Source organism: Leclercia sp. G3L (assembly GCF_021117075.1).
In the GTDB taxonomy this organism is placed as follows: domain Bacteria; phylum Pseudomonadota; class Gammaproteobacteria; order Enterobacterales; family Enterobacteriaceae; genus Enterobacter; species Enterobacter adecarboxylatus_C.
Genome location: NZ_CP088263.1, coordinates 89,428 through 111,600 on the forward strand (window position 1 = coordinate 89,428; position 22,173 = coordinate 111,600).

The 22,173-nt window shown below is 57.7% G+C and carries 20 protein-coding genes and 7 pseudogenes; 19 read left to right on the forward strand and 8 right to left on the reverse strand.

What is annotated here, in order from left to right:
* Nucleotides 1-48: 48 nt before the first annotated feature.
* On the reverse strand, nucleotides 49-1,320 hold the full coding sequence (locus tag LRS40_RS00495) for a Y-family DNA polymerase (protein WP_001754953.1): 1,272 nt from the start codon (nucleotides 1,318-1,320) through the stop codon (nucleotides 49-51).
* On the reverse strand, nucleotides 1,320-1,751 hold the full coding sequence (gene umuD, locus LRS40_RS00500; protein ID WP_000776034.1) for a translesion error-prone DNA polymerase V autoproteolytic subunit: 432 nt from the start codon (nucleotides 1,749-1,751) through the stop codon (nucleotides 1,320-1,322). Before umuD ends, LRS40_RS00495 begins: the two co-directional genes overlap by 1 nt.
* A 405-nt stretch (nucleotides 1,752-2,156) precedes the next feature.
* Here umuD and ltrA point away from each other — a divergent pair.
* From ltrA to LRS40_RS00520, 4 genes and pseudogenes are all read left to right on the forward strand, one after another.
* Nucleotides 2,157-3,644: pseudogene (gene ltrA / locus LRS40_RS00505) on the forward strand (group II intron reverse transcriptase/maturase).
* A gap of 151 nt (nucleotides 3,645-3,795) precedes the next feature.
* Nucleotides 3,796-4,493 (forward strand): IS1-like element IS1X3 family transposase gene (locus LRS40_RS00510; protein WP_223229472.1). Its coding sequence is split into 2 segments (ribosomal slippage): nucleotides 3,796-4,045 and nucleotides 4,045-4,493, totalling 699 coding nucleotides; the frame shifts between segments, so codons are not numbered across the junction.
* A gap of 9 nt (nucleotides 4,494-4,502) precedes the next feature.
* A pseudogene (locus LRS40_RS00515) lies at nucleotides 4,503-4,811 on the forward strand (replication initiation protein); the annotation flags it as partial.
* 1,586 nt (nucleotides 4,812-6,397) lie between these two features.
* The gene (locus tag LRS40_RS00520; protein WP_030005799.1) at nucleotides 6,398-7,366 is read left to right on the forward strand and encodes an IS5 family transposase; all 969 of its coding nucleotides are present in this window, start codon (nucleotides 6,398-6,400) and stop codon (nucleotides 7,364-7,366) included.
* A 139-nt stretch (nucleotides 7,367-7,505) separates the two neighbouring features.
* On the opposite strand, the gene stbA is transcribed toward LRS40_RS00520, so the two are convergent.
* A complete protein-coding gene (gene stbA, locus LRS40_RS00525) occupies nucleotides 7,506-7,892 on the reverse strand; it encodes a plasmid stabilization protein StbA (protein WP_001039464.1) in 387 nt (128 codons plus the stop codon).
* Between the two features lie 580 nt (nucleotides 7,893-8,472).
* On the opposite strand from stbA, the pseudogene LRS40_RS00530 reads away from it, so the two are divergent.
* Nucleotides 8,473-8,706, forward strand: a pseudogene (locus tag LRS40_RS00530) (transposase); the annotation flags it as partial.
* A 32-nt stretch (nucleotides 8,707-8,738) separates the two neighbouring features.
* Here LRS40_RS00530 and LRS40_RS00535 read toward each other — a convergent pair.
* Nucleotides 8,739-10,490: pseudogene (locus LRS40_RS00535) on the reverse strand (Tn3-like element TnAs1 family transposase); the annotation flags it as partial.
* A 3-nt stretch (nucleotides 10,491-10,493) separates the two neighbouring features.
* On the opposite strand from LRS40_RS00535, the gene LRS40_RS00540 reads away from it, so the two are divergent.
* Complete coding sequence (locus LRS40_RS00540) at nucleotides 10,494-10,886, forward strand: cysteine hydrolase family protein (RefSeq protein WP_001351729.1); 393 nt, start codon at nucleotides 10,494-10,496, stop codon at nucleotides 10,884-10,886.
* Between the two features lie 137 nt (nucleotides 10,887-11,023).
* Nucleotides 11,024-11,908 (forward strand): DMT family transporter, encoded by an 885-nt coding sequence (locus LRS40_RS00545; protein WP_000058717.1) that lies wholly within the window; start codon nucleotides 11,024-11,026, stop codon nucleotides 11,906-11,908.
* A 31-nt stretch (nucleotides 11,909-11,939) separates the two neighbouring features.
* Here LRS40_RS00545 and tet(A) read toward each other — a convergent pair whose 3' ends face one another.
* Nucleotides 11,940-13,139, reverse strand: coding sequence for a tetracycline efflux MFS transporter Tet(A) (gene tet(A) / locus LRS40_RS00550; protein ID WP_000804064.1), 1,200 nt, complete (start codon nucleotides 13,137-13,139; stop codon nucleotides 11,940-11,942).
* 105 nt (nucleotides 13,140-13,244) lie between these two features.
* Between tet(A) and tetR(A) the strand changes: the two genes are divergently transcribed.
* Nucleotides 13,245-13,895 (forward strand): tetracycline resistance transcriptional repressor TetR(A), encoded by a 651-nt coding sequence (gene tetR(A), locus LRS40_RS00555; protein ID WP_000164043.1) that lies wholly within the window; start codon nucleotides 13,245-13,247, stop codon nucleotides 13,893-13,895.
* 31 nt (nucleotides 13,896-13,926) lie between these two features.
* On the opposite strand, the gene LRS40_RS00560 is transcribed toward tetR(A), so the two are convergent.
* Nucleotides 13,927-14,169: a transposase gene (locus LRS40_RS00560; RefSeq protein ID WP_000844627.1), complete on the reverse strand. Its 243-nt coding sequence runs from the start codon at nucleotides 14,167-14,169 to the stop codon at nucleotides 13,927-13,929.
* 202 nt (nucleotides 14,170-14,371) lie between these two features.
* Between LRS40_RS00560 and dfrA1 the strand changes: the two genes are divergently transcribed.
* The 6 genes and pseudogenes from dfrA1 to LRS40_RS00590 all read left to right on the forward strand — a co-directional run bounded on the left by dfrA1 (nucleotide 14,372) and on the right by LRS40_RS00590 (nucleotide 18,628).
* Nucleotides 14,372-14,845, forward strand: a complete 474-nt coding sequence (dfrA1, locus tag LRS40_RS00565) for a trimethoprim-resistant dihydrofolate reductase DfrA1 (RefSeq protein ID WP_000777554.1) — start codon at nucleotides 14,372-14,374, stop codon at nucleotides 14,843-14,845.
* A gap of 703 nt (nucleotides 14,846-15,548) precedes the next feature.
* The gene (locus LRS40_RS00570) at nucleotides 15,549-15,896 is read left to right on the forward strand and encodes a quaternary ammonium compound efflux SMR transporter QacE delta 1 (RefSeq protein WP_000679427.1); all 348 of its coding nucleotides are present in this window, start codon (nucleotides 15,549-15,551) and stop codon (nucleotides 15,894-15,896) included.
* Nucleotides 15,890-16,729, forward strand: a complete 840-nt coding sequence (gene sul1, locus LRS40_RS00575) for a sulfonamide-resistant dihydropteroate synthase Sul1 (RefSeq protein WP_000259031.1) — start codon at nucleotides 15,890-15,892, stop codon at nucleotides 16,727-16,729. The genes LRS40_RS00570 and sul1 overlap by 7 nt, the downstream gene beginning before the upstream one ends.
* 127 nt (nucleotides 16,730-16,856) lie before the next feature.
* Nucleotides 16,857-17,357 (forward strand): GNAT family N-acetyltransferase, encoded by a 501-nt coding sequence (locus LRS40_RS00580; RefSeq protein ID WP_000376623.1) that lies wholly within the window; start codon nucleotides 16,857-16,859, stop codon nucleotides 17,355-17,357.
* A 320-nt stretch (nucleotides 17,358-17,677) separates the two neighbouring features.
* A pseudogene (locus LRS40_RS00585) lies at nucleotides 17,678-17,746 on the forward strand (EAL domain-containing protein); the annotation flags it as partial.
* Nucleotides 17,747-17,863: 117 nt separating this feature from the next.
* A complete protein-coding gene (locus LRS40_RS00590; RefSeq protein WP_001389365.1) occupies nucleotides 17,864-18,628 on the forward strand; it encodes an IS6-like element IS6100 family transposase in 765 nt (254 codons plus the stop codon).
* Nucleotides 18,629-18,767: 139 nt separating this feature from the next.
* Here the strand turns inward: LRS40_RS00590 and LRS40_RS00595 are convergent.
* Nucleotides 18,768-18,833: pseudogene (locus tag LRS40_RS00595) on the reverse strand (EAL domain-containing protein); the annotation flags it as partial.
* 135 nt (nucleotides 18,834-18,968) lie between these two features.
* On the opposite strand from LRS40_RS00595, the gene LRS40_RS00600 reads away from it, so the two are divergent.
* The 5 genes and pseudogenes from LRS40_RS00600 to LRS40_RS00620 all read left to right on the forward strand — a co-directional run bounded on the left by LRS40_RS00600 (nucleotide 18,969) and on the right by LRS40_RS00620 (nucleotide 21,813).
* Nucleotides 18,969-19,505 (forward strand): recombinase family protein, encoded by a 537-nt coding sequence (locus tag LRS40_RS00600; protein ID WP_019725122.1) that lies wholly within the window; start codon nucleotides 18,969-18,971, stop codon nucleotides 19,503-19,505.
* An 11-nt stretch (nucleotides 19,506-19,516) separates the two neighbouring features.
* Nucleotides 19,517-20,223 (forward strand): annotated as a pseudogene (locus LRS40_RS00605) (IS6-like element IS26 family transposase).
* 5 nt (nucleotides 20,224-20,228) lie between these two features.
* Nucleotides 20,229-20,369, forward strand: coding sequence for a hypothetical protein (locus tag LRS40_RS00610; RefSeq protein WP_001044210.1), 141 nt, complete (start codon nucleotides 20,229-20,231; stop codon nucleotides 20,367-20,369).
* A 485-nt stretch (nucleotides 20,370-20,854) separates the two neighbouring features.
* Nucleotides 20,855-21,592 (forward strand): recombinase family protein, encoded by a 738-nt coding sequence (locus tag LRS40_RS00615; RefSeq protein WP_001446887.1) that lies wholly within the window; start codon nucleotides 20,855-20,857, stop codon nucleotides 21,590-21,592.
* A complete protein-coding gene (locus LRS40_RS00620) occupies nucleotides 21,589-21,813 on the forward strand; it encodes a hypothetical protein (protein ID WP_000743213.1) in 225 nt (74 codons plus the stop codon). Before LRS40_RS00615 ends, LRS40_RS00620 begins: the two co-directional genes overlap by 4 nt.
* A 17-nt stretch (nucleotides 21,814-21,830) precedes the next feature.
* Here the strand turns inward: LRS40_RS00620 and LRS40_RS00625 are convergent, their stop codons facing one another.
* On the reverse strand, nucleotides 21,831-22,151 hold the full coding sequence (locus LRS40_RS00625) for a LysR family transcriptional regulator (RefSeq protein ID WP_338130773.1): 321 nt from the start codon (nucleotides 22,149-22,151) through the stop codon (nucleotides 21,831-21,833).
* Nucleotides 22,152-22,173 lie beyond the last annotated feature (22 nt).

Genomic DNA, 22,173 nt, shown 5'->3' on the forward strand with positions numbered 1-22,173 from the left:
TAATTAGGCAGTTTAGGCTGAGAATTTCAAGGTGAAATCGCCAAAGTTTTACGCCAGTTTCGCTGAAGGAATATCTGACCATCGTGTCGTATAAGCAGGAGAAAGCATCTCCCGTTTCATCTGCCATTCCGGGGCAATACCCCGCCCCGCAAACCATACTTTACCCAGCCCTGAGTTGTTGATCCCGTCCAGAACCTTCATCAGCTCAGCACTGTAAGGGCGTGGCGGGCGTTCGTCGAACAGCTGCAGCTGCGAAACGCCGGAGCCGGTGAAGTCATTCAGCATAACTCCGGCTTTGGCATACCGGTGCCCATCCCTCCAGATACGCTCCAGAGCCGTTGTAGCGGCTGCAATGATGTCCCTGGTGTCCTGAGTGGGTGTAAGAAGTTTTTCCGTAGCCACGTTGCCGTAGTAAGGCTCTTTAATGGCGAACGGAGACGTTTTGATGAAAACGGAAATATGCCGGCAATACTGGTGCTCTTTACGCAGTTTTTCAGAGGCCCGCTCTGCGTGCTGACAGATAGCCTGACGGAGTGACTCGTACTCCGTGATCTTCACGCCAAAACTGCGGCTGCAGACAATTTGCTGTTTCGTCGGAGGGGCTTCCTCAAGCGAAAGGCAGCTTTCCCCGTTCAGTTCCCGTACCGTTCGCTCAAGGACCACAGAAAAATTTTTGCGGATGAAGGCCGGGTTCGTCAGGGCGAGATCGAGCGCGGTCTTAATGCCCAGTACATTCAGCTTGCGTGCAATACGGTTACCCACCCCCCAGATTTCTTCAACCGGCTGCAGTGAAAGCAGTTTCCGCGTTCTCTGCGGATTTCCCCTGGTCAGAGCAAGTACGCCACGAAACTGTTTCCACTCTTTTGAGGCCCACTGGGCTGATTTTGCGAGGGTCTTCGTTGGTCCGGCGCCCACGCCAATGGTCAGGTGGGTACAGTCATACACGTGCTGACGCAGCTGCCGGCCGAAGTCCTCAAGCTCCATACAGTGCTCCACGCCGGTCAAATCGAGGAACATCTCATCAATTGAATACTGTTCCACTCTGGGGGCCAGTTCCTCCAGGCTGTTCATCACGCGCGCCAACATCGAGGCATAAAGTTCATAGTTACTTGAAAACGCATATATTTTTTCCGGGTATCTTTCGTTTTTTATCTGAAACCACGGAGTTTCCATTTTGATCCAGGGCTTCGCCTCGGCACTGCGAGCGATTACATTCCCGTCGTTGTTGCTCAGGACGACTATCGGCTTTCCTTTCAAATCCGGGCGGAAAACACGTTCACAGCTGGCATAGAAGCTGTTCACATCGGCCAGGGCAAACATCAGTACATCTCCCTCGGGCGGTGGATGATATGCGTGACGACGCCAAAGATATCCAGCTCGTCGGGATCAGGATAAATCGGCGACCAGGAGGCATTCATGGGCTGCAGCGTCAGTCGCGGCGTCAGCAGAAGCCGTTTCACCGTAAACTCCCCCTGCATGCTGGCGACAACGATATCGCCGTGCCGCGGCTTTTCAGCACTGTCCACAACCAGCAGATCGCCATTGTACAGACTGCCGTCGGCCATGCTGTCTCCGCTGGCACGCAGGTAGTACGTCGCGCTCGGATGCCGTATGCAGTAATCATGGAGATCCAGATCGGACTCGACATAGTCAGCAGCAGGGCTGGGAAAACCGCAGCTGGCCAGATCGGCAAACAATGGATGGGCCTGTGGCGGGAGTTCTTTCCCGGTGCTGAAAAGTTGTAGTTTCATCTTTCCTCCTGACACTCTAATTTTACTGGTTATACATACAGTGTTCACCGGGAGACCGGTAGAGATCAAGGGGTGAAAGTCCCCGACCATTGAAGGACCAGCAATCCACAAGGTCCCCGAGTCATGCGTTGCATACCGCGAGGTATGGGGCGAAGCGTTGACAGGGGTGTTGACAGGCCAGCCATTGAGCCACGAAATGTATATTAAATTACCGGGTGCCGACGTTGTACTGTTAACGGAAGGCAACATCATAGGGTGCGATACTGCGAGTGCCACATGGACCCGGCGGGGTCTGAGACCCTGGCATGTCAATACGATCTCTACGCGGGAACCGGGAGATCTCCCCTCTGACCATCTGCCAGTGTCGGAGACGGCCCGCACCGGGAAGACGAGGAGTCATAGCCGGTGATGTACGGAGAGGAGAAGTCGGACTCGCTCATAGTAGCGGCGAAGCAGGCGAACAACCCGAAAGGAGCGGAGTCAGTGGAGCGAAGGAGCGGGGCCAAGGGGAACGCGGAACAGCCACACATGCGCCGGACACAGAGCCGGGAAAGCATGTCACAGAGGCTGTCACGCGTGCGGGAAGCTGCGAAGCAGCGGAAGAAAGAACGGTTTACAGCATTGTTCCACCTGCTGACAGTCGAAGCACTGGAAGCCGCATTCCTCTCCCTGAGCAGGAAAGCGGCCGCCGGAGTGGATGGCATCAGGTGGATGGACTACGCCGGAAACATGAAGAACAACATAACAGATCTGCACCGGAGGCTACATTAGGGCAGCTACAGGGCGCAGCCCGGCAGGCGTCACTACATCCCAAAAGCGGATGGAAAACAACGCCCGCTCGGCATCGCCTCGCTGGAGGACAAGATCGTCCAGTATGCGCTGGTGAAAATCCTGAACGCAGTCTATGAAAACGACTTTATGGGGTTCTCATACGGGTTCAGACCCGGGCGAAGCCAGCACGATGCACTGGACGCACTGGCCACAGGGCTGGTACGCACTAACGTAAACTGGGTACTGGATGCCGACATCAGTCAGTTCTTCGACAGGGTGAGCCACGAATGGCTGATCAGGTTCACAGAGCATCGGATCGGCGACCGGAGCGTAATCAGGCTCATACGTAAGTGGCTCACAGCCGGGACGTTGGAGGAGGGTCAATGGCGAGCAACGGAGGAAGGCACCCCACAGGGTGCGGTCATCTCACCGCTGCTGGCAAACATATACCTCCACTACGTCTTCGATCTGTGGGCGCATCAGTGGCGACGTCGCTATGCCACAGGCAATGTGGTAATGGTCAGATACGCCGATGACATCGTCATCGGGTTCGACAAACGATACGATGCCCGGCGCTTCCGTATAGCCATGCAGCGCAGACTGAGGGAGTTCGGACTCACGGTTCACCCGGAGAAAACCCGTCTGATGGAGTTCGGCCGCTTCGCTGCCGAAAACCGTGCCATCAGGGGAAAAGGCAAACCAGAAACGTTCAACTTCCTCGGGTTCACGCACATCAGCGGGAAAGATCGCAACGGCAGGTTCATGCTGATACGAAAGACCCGCCGGGATCGGATGACGGCAACTCTGAAAGCCATCAAAGACGGTCTGCGAAGGCGCTGGCATTACTCAATCCCCGAACAGGGAAAATGGCTCAGGAGAGTGGTTCAGGGATACCTGAACTATCACTCGGTACCGGGCAACTTCCCCACCATGCAGAAGTTCAGGACACACGTAACAAACCTCTGGCGCCGGGCGCTCAGGCGCAGGAGCCAGAAGGATGATACGACCTGGACGAAAGCAAACAAACTGGCAGCCGCATGGCTACCAAGGGTTCGGGTTCTTCATCCATGGCCTGTGGAGCGGTTCACCGCCAGACACCCGAGGCAGGAGCCCGGTGCGTAAATCGCGCACGCCGGGATCTGTGCGGGGGGTATCCGGTAACGGGTATCCCTACCGCGACATATTTAACAGCGTGACGATAATCCAGATCGCCTGCCGGATAATGGTGCCAACTTACTGATTTAGTGTACGATGGTGTCTTTGAGGTGCTCCAGTGGCTTCCATCTCCATCAGTTGTCCCTCCTGCTCAGCTACTGAAGGCGTGGTGCGTAACGGTAAAAGTACTGCCGGACATCAGCGCTATCTCTGCTCTCACTGCCGTAAAACATGGCAGCTACAGTTCACTTACACCGCCTCTCAGCCCGGTACGCACCAGAAAATCATTGATATGGCCATGAATGGCGTTGGATGCCGGGCAACCGCCCGCATTATGGGCGTTGGCCTCAACACGATTTTACGTCACTTAAAAAACTCAGACCGCAGTCGGTAACCTCACGCATACAACCGGGCAGTGACGTCATTGTCTGCGCGGAAATGGACGAACAGTGGGGCTACGTCGGGGCTAAATCACGTCAGCGCTGGTTATTTTACGCCTATGGCAGGATGTGCAGGACGGTGGTGGCACGCGTCTTTGGTGAGCGTACTCTGGCCACGCTGGAGCGTCTTCCGGGCCTGCTGTCGGCCTTTGAGGTCGTGGTATGGATGACGGATGGCTGGCCGCTTTATGAATCCCGCCTGAAGGGAGAACTGCACGTTATCAGCAAGCGATATACGCAGCGAATTGAGCGGCATAACCAGAATCTGAGGCAGCATCTGGCAAGGCTGGGCAGGAAGTCACTGTCGTTCTCAAAATCGGTGGCGCTGCATGACAAAGTCATCGGGCATTATCTGAACATAAAACACTATCAGTAAGTTGGAGTCATTACCAACCAGTTCACCACCTACTCGCTCCGCGATTGTGGCAGTCTTCGAAATCCCCGGACGATCCGCCTTTATGAAAGTCTTGCTCAATTCAAATCTTCAGGCTTATGGGTTACTACTCATGCTTGGTTAAATGACCGTTTCGTCTTACCGGAATCCCAGCAGAAGAACTTGGCAGAGTTGAAACGATCTTTCCTTGATCCTGCACTCAAGCAGATAAATGAGAAAACACCTTTACTTGCTAAGTATAGTATTGATGATTCAGGAAAATTTCTGTTCTCAATAATTGATAAGCAAAATCCCGTCTGACATAAATCAGCACACATGAGCCTGTCATTTGACAAATTTTTGTCATGAAGATGGGCGGATTTCCACACAGCACCGGCGCCCGGTAAGGTGGGCGGATTCCCACACGGCACCGGCGCCCGGCAAGATGGGCGGATTTCCACACAGCACCGGCGCCCGGTAAGGTGGGCGGATTTCCACACAGCACCGGCGCCCGGCAAGGTGGGCGGATTCCCACACGGCACCGGCGCCCGGCAAGATGGGCGGATTTCCACACAGCACCGGCGCCCGGTAAGGTGGGCGGATTTCCACACAGCACCGGCGCCCGGCAAGGTGGGCGGATTCCCACACGGCACCGGCGCGCGGCAAGGTGGGCGGATTCCCACACGGCACCGGCGCGCGGCAAGGTGGGCGGATTTCCACACAGCACCGGCGCCCGGCAAGGTGGGCGGATTCCCACACGGCACCGGCGCGCGGCAAGGTGGGCGGATTCCCACACGGCACCGGCGCGCGGCAAGGTGGGCGGATTTCCACACAGCACCGGCGCCCGGTAAGGTGGGCGGATTCCCACACGGCACCGGCGCCCGGTAAGGTGGGCGGATTCCCACACGGCACCGGCGCCCGGTAAGGTGGGCGGATTCCCACACGGCACCGGCGCCCGGCAAGATGGGCGGATTTCCACACAGCACCGGCGCCCGGTAAGGTGGGCGGATTTCCACACAGCACCGGCGCCCGGCAAGGTGGGCGGATTCCCACACGGCACCGGCGCCCGGCAAGATGGGCGGATTTCCACACAGCACCGGCGCCCGGTAAGGTGGGCGGATTTCACACAGCACCGGCGCCCGGCAAGGTGGGCGGATTCCCACACGGCACCGGCGCGCGGCAAGGTGGGCGGATTCCCACACGGCACCGGCGCGCGGCAAGGTGGGCGGATTTCCACACAGCACCGGCGCCCGGCAAGGTGGGCGGATTCCCACACGGCACCGGCGCCCGGCAAGGTGGGCGGATTCCCACACGGCACCGGCGCGCGGCAAGGTGGGCGGATTTCCACACGGCACCGGCGCCCGGCAAGGTGGGCCGATTCCCATATCGACATGTATGTAGCTTGTGTTATCTGTGGATTGTGCAGCTCAGCGGGTCGCTGGTCGTATGGCGGAGTGTCCCCCGTAACCGGCCGCGTGCGGCCGCTAACGCGCAGTACGGCGCCGCGTCCCGCAGACGGGCCGCCGTTCCCGCGCGCAGCACTGCGCACCCCCGTGGGGGACGTACGGCAGCTGCGTGGCGGTGAGCGGGATTAGGGCTTTGCAGCTACCGTGTTAAGTTCCCTGGTGTCGCTGAAATAGTTGATGAACATCCCCCTAAGCGTCAGCAGCAAGCTGCCGCCGCTTAGGCCCCGGAAATCACGCCCTTTACGTCGTAAACGCCGTAAAGCCCGCTCACCGGGGTTAAAAGGGATTACTTTGACTTCTTCATTGCTGTTCGCGAGTTAAGGCTAATCAGGGCAGGGGGTAGGGTGGCAGAATTTATAGCCCGGCAACCGGCTACGCCGGGCTTTCGGCGCCATTTTACAACACAGACGGCTTTGTTGAATAAATCGAACTTTTGCTGAGTTGAAGGATCAGATCACGCATCTTCCCGACAACGCAGACCATTCCGTGGCAAAGCAAAAGTTCAAAATAACCAACTGGCCCACCTACAATAAAGCCCTCATCAACCGTGGCTCCATAACTTTCTGGCTGGATGATGAAGCTATTCAGGCCTGGTATGAGTCGGCAACGCCTTCATCACGGGGAAGACCTCAGCGCTATTCTGATCTCGCCATCACCACCGTTCTGGTCATTAAACGCGTGTTCAGGTTGACCCTGCGGGCTGCACAGGGTTTTATTGATTCCATTTTTACACTGATGAATGTTCCGTTGCGCTGCCCGGATTACACCAGTGTCAGCAAGCGCGCAAAGTCGGTTAATGTCAGTTTCAAAACGTTCACCCGGGGTGAAATCGCGCATCTGGTGATTGATTCCACCGGGCTGAAGGTCTTTGGTGAAGGCGAATGGAAAGTCAAAAAGCATGGCCAGGAACGCCGTCGTATATGGCGAAAGTTGCATCTGGCAGTTGACAGCAACACACATGAAATCATCTGTGCAAACCTGTCGCTGAACAATGTGACGGACTCAGAAGCCTTCCCGGGTCTTATCCGGCAGACTCACAGAAAAATCAGGGCAGCATCGGCAGACGGCGCTTACGACACCCAACTCTGTCACGATGAACTGCGGCGTAAGAAAATCAGCGCGCTTATCCCGCCCCGAAAAGGCGCGGGTTACTGGCCCGGTGAATATGCAGACCGTAACCGTGCTGTTGCGAATCAGCGGCTGACCGGGAGTAATGCGCGGTGGAAATGGACAACAGATTACAACCGTCGCTCGATAGCGGAAACGGCGATGTACCGGGTAAAACAGCTGTTCGGAGGTTCACTGACACTGCGTGACTACGATGGTCAGGTTGCAGAGGCTATGGCCCTGGTACGAGCGCTGAACAAAATGACGAAAGCAGGTATGCCTGAAAGCGTGCGTATTGCCTGAAAACACAACCCGCTACGGGGGAGACTTACCCGAAATCTGATTTATTCAACAAAGCCGCGCGGGGCTAACAGGTAAGATGAAATTAAGGTTTTACGAACACTGCCACTGTAATTAATTACCGCTACTTTCATAAATCACCTCAGAATTTTTTGTTGAACTTCTTAGGGTCGAAATTCTCACCGATTTTCTTGAAGAATTCTTTATCAATAATGCCGGGACTCTCTGCTTTTTTACTTTCCTGCACTTCAGGCTCAGACGGTTGTGTATTGTGCAATACACTTTCCGCTGCACCCTTCGCGCTACTCTTATCATGCGTATTGTGCAATACATTTTTTCGGTTTTGCCGCGTTCTATACAGTGCCATCTCAAGCCCTTTGGCTGTTACCGAAAAGCTGTATTCGCTGTCGAGGATTTCAGCAATTTCATGCCGCGTTAGCCCTCTGTCCAGCCAGTTCTCGATTTCATTTAGGCGCAATCTGACAGCAGCCGATAAGTTGCGGGGTTTCAGATCTGCTGGTTTATTCATAACCCCCTCCGTTGTATGAAAATGACTCTACAACACTCGTAAGAAGGGGTCAATCGAGTTTTGTAGTTTATCTGTAGTTTTATTGTAGTCTATTTGTAGTCTGTCACGTTTTTTGTAGTTTATTTGTAGTTTTATTGTAGTCTATTTGTAGTCTTACAACACTAAGGCAAAACGTTTTTTGTAGTTTATCTGTAGTTTATCTGTAGTTTTTGGTTGCTCAGATGGTCATGCAAGCATGACCATCAAAGAATAGGACGCTTTTTAGCCAAATGCCCCTTAACCTACGGAGATCGCCCTACCAAAAAAAGATGATTTTTTATCCCTTAACCTGCTATACACCTAACGCAGCGTGATAAATCACGCTATCGCACTGATTTAAAAGAAAAAAAACAAAATTTAGCCATGCTGCGGTATTACCCAGGTATTACAAATCAAATCTAAATTACTGATTTAAATAACTTTTTATTTATTACTTTGGTAATACTATGATTTCACCGTATTAGACACCCTTTTTTCGTTTAAAAAATGCACAAATTGAGGACTGAATGGGCTTTGTTGAATAAATCGAACTTTTGCTGAGTTGAAGGATCAGATCACGCATCTTCCCGACAACGCAGACCGTTCCGTGGCAAAGCAAAAGTTCAAAATAACCAACTGGCCCACCTACAATAAAGCCCTCATCAACCGTGGCTCCATAACTTTCTGGCTGGATGATGAAGCTATTCAGGCCTGGTATGAGTCAGCAACACCTTCTTCACGAGGCAGACCTCAGCGCTATTCTGACCTTGCCATCACGACTGTGCTGGTCATTAAGGGGAGCCCGCAGAATTCGGAAAAAATCGTACGCTAAGGTTTTCCGGGCATCCGTAAGGGCCGAAACTTCCCGTCTTCCAGTCTGCGGCTCTGCCGCCAGACGTAATCGCCGGTTAGGTTGATGTGCTCCCAGCCCAGCGGCGACAGGAATTGCAGCAGCTCGCCGTCCACCGGCTTGCCGGCCTCGACCAACCCCTGGGTGGCGCGTTCCAGGTACACCGTGTTCCACAGCACGATAGCCGCCGTCACCAGGTTGAGGCCGCTGGCCCGGTAGCGCTGCTGCTCGAAGCTCCGATCCCTGATTTCCCCAAGGCGGTTGAAGAACACCGCCCTGGCCAGCGAGTTGCGCGCCTCACCTTTGTTCAGGCCGGCATGCACGCGGCGGCGCAGTTCAACACTTTGCAGCCAGTCCAGGATGAACAGCGTGCGCTCGATCCGGCCCAGCTCGCGCAGGGCCACGGCCAGTCCGTTCTGGCGCGGGTAGCTGCCGAGCTTGCGCAGCATCAGCGAGGCGGTGACGGTGCCCTGCTTGATCGAGCTGGCCAGGCGCAGGATGTCGTCCCAGTGGGCACGCACGTGCTTGATGTTCAGGGTGCCGCCGATCAGCGGGCGCAACGTCGGGTAGGCTTGCACGCCCTGCGGCACGTACAGCTTGGTTTCGCCGAGGTCGCGGATGCGCGGCGCGAAGCGGAAGCCTAGCAGGTGCATCAGGGCAAAGACGTGATCGGTGAAGCCGGCCGTGTCGGTGTAGTGCTCCTCGATCCGCAGGTCGGACTCGTGGTACAGCAGGCCGTCGAGCACATAGGTGGAATCGCGGACGCCGACATTCACCACGCGGGTGCTGAACGGCGCGTACTGGTCGGAGATATGGGTATAGAACAGCCGTCCCGGCTCGCTACCGTACTTCGGGTTGACGTGCCCGGTGCTCTCGCCCCGGCCACCCGCGCGGAAGCGCTGGCCATCGGAGGATGAGGTCGTGCCGTCGCCCCAGTGGGCGGCAAAGGCGTGGCGATACTGGTGGTTGACCAGCTCGGCCAAGGCCGCCGAATAGGTTTCGTCGCGGATGTGCCAGGCTTGCAGCCAGGACAGCTTGGCGTAGGTCAGGCCGGGGCTCGACTCGGCCATCTTGGTCAGCCCGAGGTTGATCGCATCACCGAGGATTGCGGACAGCAGCAACGTCCTGTCTTTGGCCTCGGCCCCGTCCTTCAAGTGGGTGAAGTGGCGGCTGAAGCCCGTCCAGTCGTCCACGTCCATCAGCAGTTCGGTGATCTTGATGCGCGGCAGTAACTGGCTGGTTTGGTCGATCAGCGCCTGCGCCCGATCCGGCACCGCCGCATCCAGCGGGGTGATTTTCAGCCCTGACTCGGTGAGGATGGCATCGGGCAGCTCGTTGTCCTTGGCCAGGCGGGTGACGGTGGCCAACTGCTCGTCCAGCAGCTGCAAACGCTCTTCCAGGTACTGGTCGCTGTTCGGGTTGATCGCCAGGGGCAGGGCCTGCTCGCGCTTGAGTGCGGCGAACTTCTCGGCCGGCAGCAGGTAGTCGTCGAAGTCGCGGAACTGCCGCGAGCCCTTGACCCAGATGTCGCCGGAGCGCAGGGCGTTCTTCAGCTCGGACAGGGCGCAGATTTCGTAGAATTTCCGGTCGAGGCCTTCCGGGGTGATCACCAGCGGCTTCCAGCGCGGCTTGATGAAGGCCGTGGGTGCATCGGCCGGCACCTTGCGCAGGTTGTCGGCGTTCATCTCACGCAGGGTCTGCACGGCTGCCAGCACGCCTTGCGCGGCCGGCCCGTGCTGTTCCCCAACTTTTCGCTCGGCGAAGAGTATGAACATGCGCCGCCGGCGACGAATCGCCAAATCTCACCGTATCTCCCGAGCGGACGATTTCGCACCGGTCTGCCCGTCGAAGGGCTTGCGATCGAACGGGGCGACCTTTTCTATGCATGTCCGCGAGCCAGCGTCTTTTATGGCACGGCGCTCGACGCCGACCTTCGGACGCGCGGCGTAAGCACGCTTGTCATGGCCGGGATAAGCACCACCGGCGTTGTTCTTTCAAGCGTCGCCTGGGCTAGTGATGCGGACTACGACGTGCGTTTGGTCCAGGACTGCTGCTACGACCCGGATCGGGATGCCCACGAAGCTCTGTTGCGTTCCGGGTTCGGCGGACGTGTACAGGTCGTGTAATTTTCGGGCCTCGCATGATCGCGGCCATAGCCGCAGGTGGATTGGTGCGAGGCAGGGCCAGTCCAAGTCAGGGTGCGGTCATCGCGGCGCCTGCAACTCTCAAAAACCCATCGCCGTAGCGGAGGTCTTGTAATCGCATGTCATTACGCACGCCCGATTTATTGTTCACAGCGATAGCACCTGCCATTTGGGGCAGCACCTACATTGTCACCACCCAATACCTGCCGAACTTCTCACCGATGACGGTCGCGATGCTGCGGGCGTTGCCGGCGGGTTTATTGCTCGTGATGATCGTCCGACAGATTCCAACGGGAATCTGGTGGATGCGCATCTTCATCCTCGGCGCACTTAATATTTCGCTATTCTGGAGCTTGTTGTTTATTTCGGTCTACCGCCTGCCGGGCGGGGTCGCGGCGACGGTAGGCGCTGTGCAGCCGCTGATGGTCGTGTTCATCTCTGCCGCTCTGCTAGGTAGCCCGATACGATTGATGGCGGTCCTGGGGGCTATTTGCGGAACTGCGGGCGTGGCGCTGTTGGTGTTGACACCAAACGCAGCGCTAGATCCTGTCGGCGTCGCAGCGGGCCTGGCGGGGGCGGTTTCCATGGCGTTCGGAACCGTGCTGACCCGCAAGTGGCAACCTCCCGTGCCTCTGCTCACCTTTACCGCCTGGCAACTGGCGGCCGGAGGACTTCTGCTCGTTCCAGTAGCTTTAGTGTTTGATCCGCCAATCCCGATGCCTACAGGAACCAATGTTCTCGGCCTGGCGTGGCTCGGCCTGATCGGAGCGGGTTTAACCTACTTCCTTTGGTTCCGGGGGATCTCGCGACTCGAACCTACAGTTGTTTCCTTACTGGGCTTTCTCAGCCCGGGGACCGCCGTGTTGCTAGGATGGTTGTTCTTGGATCAGACGCTGAGTGCGCTTCAAATCATCGGCGTCCTGCTCGTGATCGGGAGTATCTGGCTGGGCCAACGTTCCAACCGCACTCCTAGGGCGCGTATAGCTTGCCGGAAGTCGCCTTGACCCGCATGGCATAGGCCTATCGTTTCCACGATCAGCGATCGGCTCGTTGCCCTGCGCCGCTCCAAAGCCCGCGACGCAGCGCCGGCAGGCAGAGCAAGTAGAGGGCAGCGCCTGCAATCCATGCCCACCCGTTCCACGTTGTTATAGAAGCCGCATAGATCGCCGTGAAGAGGAGGGGTCCGACGATCGAGGTCAGGCTGGTGAGCGCCGCCAGTGAGCCTTGCAGCTGCCCCTGACGTTCCTCATCCACCTGCCTGGACAACATTGCTTGCAGCGCCGGCATTCCGATGCCACCCGAAGCAAGCAGGACCATGATCGGGAACGCCATCCATCCCCGTGTCGCGAAGGCAAGCAGGATGTAGCCTGTGCCGTCGGCAATCATTCCGAGCATGAGTGCCCGCCTTTCGCCGAGCCGGGCGGCTACAGGGCCGGTGATCATTGCCTGGGCGAGTGAATGCAGAATGCCAAATGCGGCAAGCGAAATGCCGATCGTGGTCGCGTCCCAGTGAAAGCGATCCTCGCCGAAAATGACCCAAAGCGCGGCCGGCACCTGTCCGACAAGTTGCATGATGAAGAAGACCGCCATCAGGGCGGCGACGACGGTCATGCCCCGGGCCCACCGGAACGAAGCGAGCGGGTTGAGAGCCTCCCGGCGTAACGGCCGGCGTTCGCCTTTGTGCGACTCCGGCAAAAGGAAACAGCCCGTCAGGAAATTGAGGCCGTTCAAGGCTGCCGCGGCGAAGAACGGAGCGTGGGGGGAGAAACCGCCCATCAGCCCACCGAGCACAGGTCCCGCGACCATCCCGAACCCGAAACAGGCGCTCATGAAGCCGAAGTGCCGCGCGCGCTCATCGCCATCAGTGATATCGGCAATATAAGCGCCGGCTACCGCCCCAGTCGCCCCGGTGATGCCGGCCACGATCCGCCCGATATAGAGAACCCAAAGGAAAGGCGCCGTCGCCATGATGGCGTAGTCGACAGCAGCGCCGGCCAGCGAGACGAGCAAGACCGGCCGCCGCCCGAAACGATCCGACAGCGCGCCCAGCACAGGTGCGCAGGCAAATTGCATCAACGCATACAGCGCCAGCAGAATGCCATAGTGGGCGGTGACGTCGTTCGAGTGAACCAGATCGCGCAGGAGGCCCGGCAGCACCGGCATAATCAGGCCGATGCCGACAGCGTCGAGCGCGACAGTGCTCAGAATTACGATCAGGGGTCTGTTGGGTTTCACGTCTGGCCTCCGGACCAGCCTCCGCTGGTCCGATTGAACGCGCGGATTCTTTATCACTGATAAGTTGGTGGACATATTATGTTTATCAGTGATAAAGTGTCAAGCATGACAAAGTTGCAGCCGAATACAGTGATCCGTGCCGCCCTGGACCTGTTGAACGAGGTCGGCGTAGACGGTCTGACGACACGCAAACTGGCGGAACGGTTGGGGGTTCAGCAGCCGGCGCTTTACTGGCACTTCAGGAACAAGCGGGCGCTGCTCGACGCACTGGCCGAAGCCATGCTGGCGGAGAATCATACGCATTCGGTGCCGAGAGCCGACGACGACTGGCGCTCATTTCTGATCGGGAATGCCCGCAGCTTCAGGCAGGCGCTGCTCGCCTACCGCGATGGCGCGCGCATCCATGCCGGCACGCGACCGGGCGCACCGCAGATGGAAACGGCCGACGCGCAGCTTCGCTTCCTCTGCGAGGCGGGTTTTTCGGCCGGGGACGCCGTCAATGCGCTGATGACAATCAGCTACTTCACTGTTGGGGCCGTGCTTGAGGAGCAGGCCGGCGACAGCGATGCCGGCGAGCGCGGCGGCACCGTTGAACAGGCTCCGCTCTCGCCGCTGTTGCGGGCCGCGATAGACGCCTTCGACGAAGCCGGTCCGGACGCAGCGTTCGAGCAGGGACTCGCGGTGATTGTCGATGGATTGGCGAAAAGGAGGCTCGTTGTCAGGAACGTTGAAGGACCGAGAAAGGGTGACGATTGATCAGGACCGCTGCCGGAGCGCAACCCACTCACTACAGCAGAGCCATGTAGACAACATCCCCTCCCCCTTTCCACCGCGTCAGACGCCCGTAGCAGCCCGCTACGGGCTTTTTCATGCCCTGCCCTAGCGTCCAAGCCTCACGGCCGCGCTCGGCCTCTCTGGCGGCCTTCTGGCGCTCCTGCTGCGGCGTCCGCTCGTGGGCCGTGGCGCGGGTCCGCGCGCCGGCCTCGTGCGCCTGGCGCTCGCGGGCGAGGTCCAGGGCGGCCGTCTTCACGTTCTGCCTTGCGCAGATGAGATAGGGGCGCAGTGGCGGTTTTCATGGCTTGTTATGACTGTTTTTTTGTACAGTCTATGCCTCGGGCATCCAAGCAGCAAGCGCGTTACGCCGTGGGTCGATGTTTGATGTTATGGAGCAGCAACGATGTTACGCAGCAGGGCAGTCGCCCTAAAACAAAGTTAACCTCTGAGGAAGAATTGTGAAACTATCACTAATGGTAGCTATATCGAAGAATGGAGTTATCGGGAATGGCCCTGATATTCCATGGAGTGCCAAAGGTGAACAGCTCCTGTTTAAAGCTATTACCTATAACCAATGGCTGTTGGTTGGACGCAAGACTTTTGAATCAATGGGAGCATTACCCAACCGAAAGTATGCGGTCGTAACACGTTCAAGTTTTACATCTGACAATGAGAACGTATTGATCTTTCCATCAATTAAAGATGCTTTAACCAACCTAAAGAAAATAACGGATCATGTCATTGTTTCAGGTGGTGGGGAGATATACAAAAGCCTGATCGATCAAGTAGATACACTACATATATCTACAATAGACATCGAGCCGGAAGGTGATGTTTACTTTCCTGAAATCCCCAGCAATTTTAGGCCAGTTTTTACCCAAGACTTCGCCTCTAACATAAATTATAGTTACCAAATCTGGCAAAAGGGTTAACAAGTGGCAGCAACGGATTCGCAAACCTGTCACGCCTTTTGTACCAAAAGCCGCGCCAGGTTTGCGATCCGCTGTGCCAGGCGTTAAGGCTACATGAAAATCGTACATTACGAAGCGAATGCACCATGGATAGGAAGAATGAAATGCCCAAACCCAAAGTGTGGGAAGGAAACTCCTGCCTGGCAATCGAGCGGCATGAGCGACAGTTGCCCGCATTTTTTCTGTGATACTTGCTCGAATGTAATCCATAGAGAGCAGGACCATGCATTACTGTATGAAAATGAAATCAATCAAGAGCTCTTGGATCGAATAGCAGCAACTCTTCCAGATTGCCCTTGCGGGGGTAGGTTTGTTCCTGGTGCAAACCCAAAGTGTCCGAGTTGCAAGACCGAGTACGTGCACCAATGGGATGCAGTGAAAAGGTTGAATGTACCTTTTATGCCAATCTTGGATGGTTCCTGCTTGATTCGAGATAGGCTGTATTCGTATGAAGTATGCATTGGTTCTAAACCAAAATACTGGTGGCGTTTGTTCACAAATGCCTTAACAAGTTTAGGCAAGGGACGCTCCTGACGTCGCGCCCCTGCTAAAAGCGTTAGATGCACTAAGCACATAATTGCTCACAGCCAAACTATCAGGTCAAGTCTGCTTTTATTATTTTTAAGCGTGCATAATAAGCCCTACACAAATTGGGAGATATATCATGAAAGGCTGGCTTTTTCTTGTTATCGCAATAGTTGGCGAAGTAATCGCAACATCCGCATTAAAATCTAGCGAGGGCTTTACTAAGCTTGCCCCTTCCGCCGTTGTCATAATCGGTTATGGCATCGCATTTTATTTTCTTTCTCTGGTTCTGAAATCCATCCCTGTCGGTGTTGCTTATGCAGTCTGGTCGGGACTCGGCGTCGTCATAATTACAGCCATTGCCTGGTTGCTTCATGGGCAAAAGCTTGATGCGTGGGGCTTTGTAGGTATGGGGCTCATAATTGCTGCCTTTTTGCTCGCCCGATCCCCATCGTGGAAGTCGCTGCGGAGGCCGACGCCATGGTGACGGTGTTCGGCATTCTGAATCTCACCGAGGACTCCTTCTTCGATGAGAGCCGGCGGCTAGACCCCGCCGGCGCTGTCACCGCGGCGATCGAAATGCTGCGAGTCGGATCAGACGTCGTGGATGTCGGACCGGCCGCCAGCCATCCGGACGCGAGGCCTGTATCGCCGGCCGATGAGATCAGACGTATTGCGCCGCTCTTAGACGCCCTGTCCGATCAGATGCACCGTGTTTCAATCGACAGCTTCCAACCGGAAACCCAGCGCTATGCGCTCAAGCGCGGCGTGGGCTACCTGAACGATATCCAAGGATTTCCTGACCCTGCGCTCTATCCCGATATTGCTGAGGCGGACTGCAGGCTGGTGGTTATGCACTCAGCGCAGCGGGATGGCATCGCCACCCGCACCGGTCACCTTCGACCCGAAGACGCGCTCGACGAGATTGTGCGGTTCTTCGAGGCGCGGGTTTCCGCCTTGCGACGGAGCGGGGTCGCTGCCGACCGGCTCATCCTCGATCCGGGGATGGGATTTTTCTTGAGCCCCGCACCGGAAACATCGCTGCACGTGCTGTCGAACCTTCAAAAGCTGAAGTCGGCGTTGGGGCTTCCGCTATTGGTCTCGGTGTCGCGGAAATCCTTCTTGGGCGCCACCGTTGGCCTTCCTGTAAAGGATCTGGGTCCAGCGAGCCTTGCGGCGGAACTTCACGCGATCGGCAATGGCGCTGACTACGTCCGCACCCACGCGCCTGGAGATCTGCGAAGCGCAATCACCTTCTCGGAAACCCTCGCGAAATTTCGCAGTCGCGACGCCAGAGACCGAGGGTTAGATCATGCCTAGCATTCACCTTCCGGCCGCCCGCTAGCGGACCCTGGTCAGGTTCCGCGAAGGTGGGCGCAGACATGCTGGGCTCGTCAGGATCAAACTGCACTATGAGGCGGCGGTTCATACCGCGCCAGGGGAGCGAATGGACAGCGAGGAGCCTCCGAACGTTCGGGTCGCCTGCTCGGGTGATATCGACGAGGTTGTGCGGCTGATGCACGACGCTGCGGCGTGGATGTCCGCCAAGGGAACGCCCGCCTGGGACGTCGCGCGGATCGACCGGACATTCGCGGAGACCTTCGTCCTGAGATCCGAGCTCCTAGTCGCGAGTTGCAGCGACGGCATCGTCGGCTGTTGCACCTTGTCGGCCGAGGATCCCGAGTTCTGGCCCGACGCCCTCAAGGGGGAGGCCGCATATCTGCACAAGCTCGCGGTGCGACGGACACATGCGGGCCGGGGTGTCAGCTCCGCGCTGATCGAGGCTTGCCGCCATGCCGCGCGAACGCAGGGGTGCGCCAAGCTGCGGCTCGACTGCCACCCGAACCTGCGTGGCCTATACGAGCGGCTCGGATTCACCCACGTCGACACTTTCAATCCCGGCTGGGATCCAACCTTCATCGCAGAACGCCTAGAACTCGAAATCTAACGTCCGTTCGGGCATCGAGGTCCATGTCGGGGTGGGACGGGCCCGTGGCTTCAAGATCACTTGCAGTCCGACCGCGATGTCTTGGTTGCGCGAGAGGTTGTCGATATCCTCCACTTCCATCATCAACCCTGGATAATGCCGCCGCCGTCATCGCCGCCGACGCCCGTGCCGGGCTTTTCGGGCCTGTCAGGCTTGCTCGGCCTTCAGCCTGCCTGGGCGAGATCTCCGGCGGACGGATTAACGGCGGAGCTTCGCCGCCTTTCGTGCGTGTGAAGGCCGAAGATAGTTCTCTCAAAAACATCCGTTTATGAGAGATACCAAATGTCATTTTCAGAAGACGACTGCACCAGTTGATTGGGCGTAATGGCTGTTGTGCAGCCAGCTCCTGACAGTTCAATATCAGAAGTGATCTGCACCAATCTCGACTATGCTCAATACTCGTGTGGGCTCTGTTGCAAAAATCGTGAAGCTTGAGCATGCTTGGCGGAGATTGGACGGACGGAACGATGACGGATTTCAAGTGGCGCCATTTCCAGGGTGATGTGATCCTGTGGGCGGTGCGCTGGTATTGTCGCTATCCGATCAGCTATCGCGACCTTGAGGAAATGCTGGCGGAACGCGGCATTTCGGTCGACCATACGACGATCTATCGCTGGGTCCAGTGCTACGCCCCGGAGATGGAGAAGCGGCTGCGCTGGTTCTGGCGGCGTGGCTTTGATCCGAGCTGGCGCCTGGATGAAACCTACGTCAAGGTGCGGGGCAAGTGGACCTACCTGTACCGGGCAGTCGACAAGCGGGGCGACACGATCGATTTCTACCTGTCGCCGACCCGCAGCGCCAAGGCAGCGAAGCGGTTCCTGGGCAAGGCCCTGCGAGGCCTGAAGCACTGGGAAAAGCCTGCCACGCTCAATACCGACAAAGCGCCGAGCTATGGTGCAGCGATCACCGAATTGAAGCGCGAAGGAAAGCTGGACCGGGAGACGGCCCACCGGCAGGTGAAGTATCTCAATAACGTGATCGAGGCCGATCACGGAAAGCTCAAGATACTGATCAAGCCGGTGCGCGGTTTCAAATCGATCCCCACGGCCTATGCCACGATCAAGGGATTCGAAGTCATGCGAGCCCTGCGCAAAGGACAGGCTCGCCCCTGGTGCCTGCAGCCCGGCATCAGGGGCGAGGTGCGCCTTGTGGAGAGAGCTTTTGGCATTGGGCCCTCGGCGCTGACGGAGGCCATGGGCATGCTCAACCACCATTTCGCAGCAGCCGCCTGATCGGCGCAGAGCGACAGCCTACCTCTGACTGCCGCCAATCTTTGCAACAGAGCCTCCGTCGCCATGCTCACCTCGCTTTGGTGCACACGAGTATTGAGCATAGTCGAGATTGGTGCAGATCACTTCTGATATTGAACTGTCAGGAGCTGGCTGCACAACAGCCATTACGCCCAATCAACTGGTGCAGTCGTCTTCTGAAAATGACAATTCGGGCTATCTGTGGCGATGTTCAGAAAACGGTGGTTTTCTGGACAGGTCTGCAGGGTTTCGCTTTTTCATGGCCGGGCATACCCAAAACCGTTAAGATAACCGTCAATTTTTCTATGTTCAGGCACTGTCAATGAATCAACGCATTGGATACGCCCGCGTTTCGACGGACGACCAGCACCTAGACCTGCAGCGCGACGCGCTCCAGCAGGCCGGGTGCAGCGTGATCTATGAGGAAGCGGCCAGCGGCAAGAGCGCGGCACGCCCGGAGCTTGAGCAGTGCCGCAAGGCGTTACGGGCCGGGGATACCCTCGTGGTGTGGCGGCTTGATCGACTCGGGCGCAGCCTGCATGACTTGGTGCAGATCGTGGCCGAGCTTGAACAGCGCGGCGTGCATTTCGAGAGCCTGACCGAGAAGATCGAGACGGGCAGCGCATCGGGCAAGCTGCAATTCCATGTTTTCGCGGCGCTGGCCGAGTTCGAGCGCGGCTTGATCCGTGAGCGGACGCAGGCCGGGCTGGCAGCAGCCCGCGCCCGTGGCCGGGCCGGTGGCCGCAAGCCGAAGTTAGACGACCAGCAGGTGCGAGAGATCAAAGCCCTGTTGCGCGATCCAGATATGGCACTGTTGCAAATAGTCGGTGGTGATAAACTTATCATCCCCTTTTGCTGATGGAGCTGCACATGAACCCATTCAAAGGCCGGCATTTTCAGCGTGACATCATTCTGTGGGCCGTACGCTGGTACTGCAAATACGGCATCAGTTACCGTGAGCTGCAGGAGATGCTGGCTGAACGCGGAGTGAATGTCGATCACTCCACGATTTACCGCTGGGTTCAGCGTTATGCGCCTGAAATGGAAAAACGGCTGCGCTGGTACTGGCGTAACCCTTCCGATCTTTGCCCGTGGCACATGGATGAAACCTACGTGAAGGTCAATGGCCGCTGGGCGTATCTGTACCGGGCCGTCGACAGCCGGGGCCGCACTGTCGATTTTTTTATCTCTCCTCCCGTCGTAACAGCAAAGCTGCATACCGGTTTCTGGGTAAAATCCTCAACAACGTGAAGAAGTGGCAGATCCCGCGATTCATCAACACGGATAAAGCGCCCGCCTATGGTCGCGCGCTTGCTCTGCTCAAACGCGAAGGCCGGTGCCCGTCTGACGTTGAACACCGACAGATTAAGTACCGGAACAACGTGATTGAATGCGATCATGGCAAACTGAAACGGATAATCGGCGCCACGCTGGGATTTAAATCCATGAAGACGGCTTACGCCACCATCAAAGGTATTGAGGTGATGCGTGCACTACGCAAAGGCCAGGCCTCAGCATTTTATTATGGTGATCCCCTGGGCGAAATGCGCCTGGTAAGCAGAGTTTTTGAAATGTAAGGCCTTTGAATAAGACAAAAGGCTGCCTCATCGCTAACTTTGCAACAGTGCCGCGCGACGAGCAGCAGCACCAGGAGCAGAAGCACGTCGAGAAAAAGCAACAGCAGATCGAGCAGCGCCCACGGCGGGCCGCTCGCATCGGATAAGTCGAAAAATCCGGCTAAAGTGGCCGAGCTGCACATCAGGCCGCGCGGTTTTCCTCCCTGATCGCCGGCGCGGTTTCTTCCTCCCTGAACCGCATGCAGACTTGCCGCCTCGGACACCCCGAGGCGGTTTTTTTTCGCCTCGCTCGAGCATCGCCGCATCCGACGATGCCGAGACGACCAGGCCGCGCACGTCGAGCTGCAGCATCGCCATTGCCGACGATGGCACCAGGTCGCCGGCGGTGGCCACCGACCTCGAGCTCGCATCGCCACATCCGACGATGCGCGCCGGCGTCGACCATCGCCAGGTCTGACGATGGCGGCCGCCCTGCCCTGGATCTCGCATCGCCATTTCTGGCGATGAGATCCACGGAGCGGCCATTTAGACCCGCCAATAACGACCCGGCCAAGATAAATCGCATGACGGCCTTTTTGGCCGGGGGTAGCATGACCGGACACTTTGCGTATGCCCAAAGGAGCCCGCAAGTATGCGCAGGACGAAGCCAGTAGCCGCGCCGATGGTGGCGCGGGTCTATCTGCGCGTCAGCACCGACGCGCAGGACTTGGAACGCCAAGAGGCGATCACTACGGCCGCGAAGGCCGCCGGCTACTACGTCGCCGGCATCTACCGTGAGAAGGCATCCGGCGCACGCGCCGACCGGCCTGAGCTGCTGCGCATGATCGGCGACCTACAGCCCGGCGAGGTGGTCATTGCCGAGAAGATCGACCGCATCAGCCGCCTACCTTTGCCCGAGGCCGAGCGCCTGGTGGCCTCGATACAGGCCAAAGGCGCAAGCCTGGCCGTCCCTGGCGTGGTCGATCTATCCGACCTGGCGGCCGAGGCCCAGGGCGTCGCCAAGATCGTGCTGGAAGCCGTGCAGATCATGCTTTTTCGCCTGGCCTTGCAGATGGCCCGCGACGACTACGAGGACAGGCGCGAACGCCAGCGCCAAGGCATTGAGTTGGCCCGCCAGGCCGGGCGGTACAAGGGCCGCCGTGCTGATCCGAAGCGCCGCGCCCAAGTTGTCGCGCTGCGCAAGTCCGGCTACAGCATCAACAAGACCGCCGAGCTGGCCGGGTACAGTGCGGCCCAGGTGAAACGGATATGGGCCGAGGTCAGCCAGGCCGAAGCGAAGCAGCACGGCGCGTTCGTGGAGGACGCATTGACGGAAGCCGATGCCCTGGCCGCTGTCGGCCAGGATGAGCGCCAGGAGGAAAGGGCATGAAGAAGCCGAACCAAGACGACGAGCCGTTTTTCATCACCGAGGAGATTGCGGCCGAAATGATCGCCGGCGGCTATGAGTTCGAGCTGCCGCCCATTCCTTGCACCATCCGCCTACGCGACGTGCTGGAGCGCATGACCGATGCTGAGCTAGCATTGCAGCCGGGCGAGATCGCCGACCAGGAGCGTGAACGCTGCCGGCGCAAGCCGTGTTCAACCTCATGATCTGGTCATGGTATTTTTCATGGCACTGAGCCTGATAGTTCTTGCAAATTGTTGTCACTAAAGGGTTTTGTGTGCTTGTTTACAATCGAGTGGGAGTGACGGGCACTGGCTGTTAGCCGAACGCCCCGCGCATGGCGCTCAAATAGCAGGACACCAAGGTTATCCTCCAGCGCTTTCACACGCGCGCTGACGCTCGACTGGCTGATACCAAGTGCCTTGGCCGCATGCCGAAAATTCAGATGCTCGGCGACGGCGATGAACTGAACAAGGGAAATGAGCGGTATCCTGCCAGACAGGATACCGACATTCACGAGGTTTCGATGGTTAGTGCGCCGCATCGGAGCGGGCCTGCTACCAGTC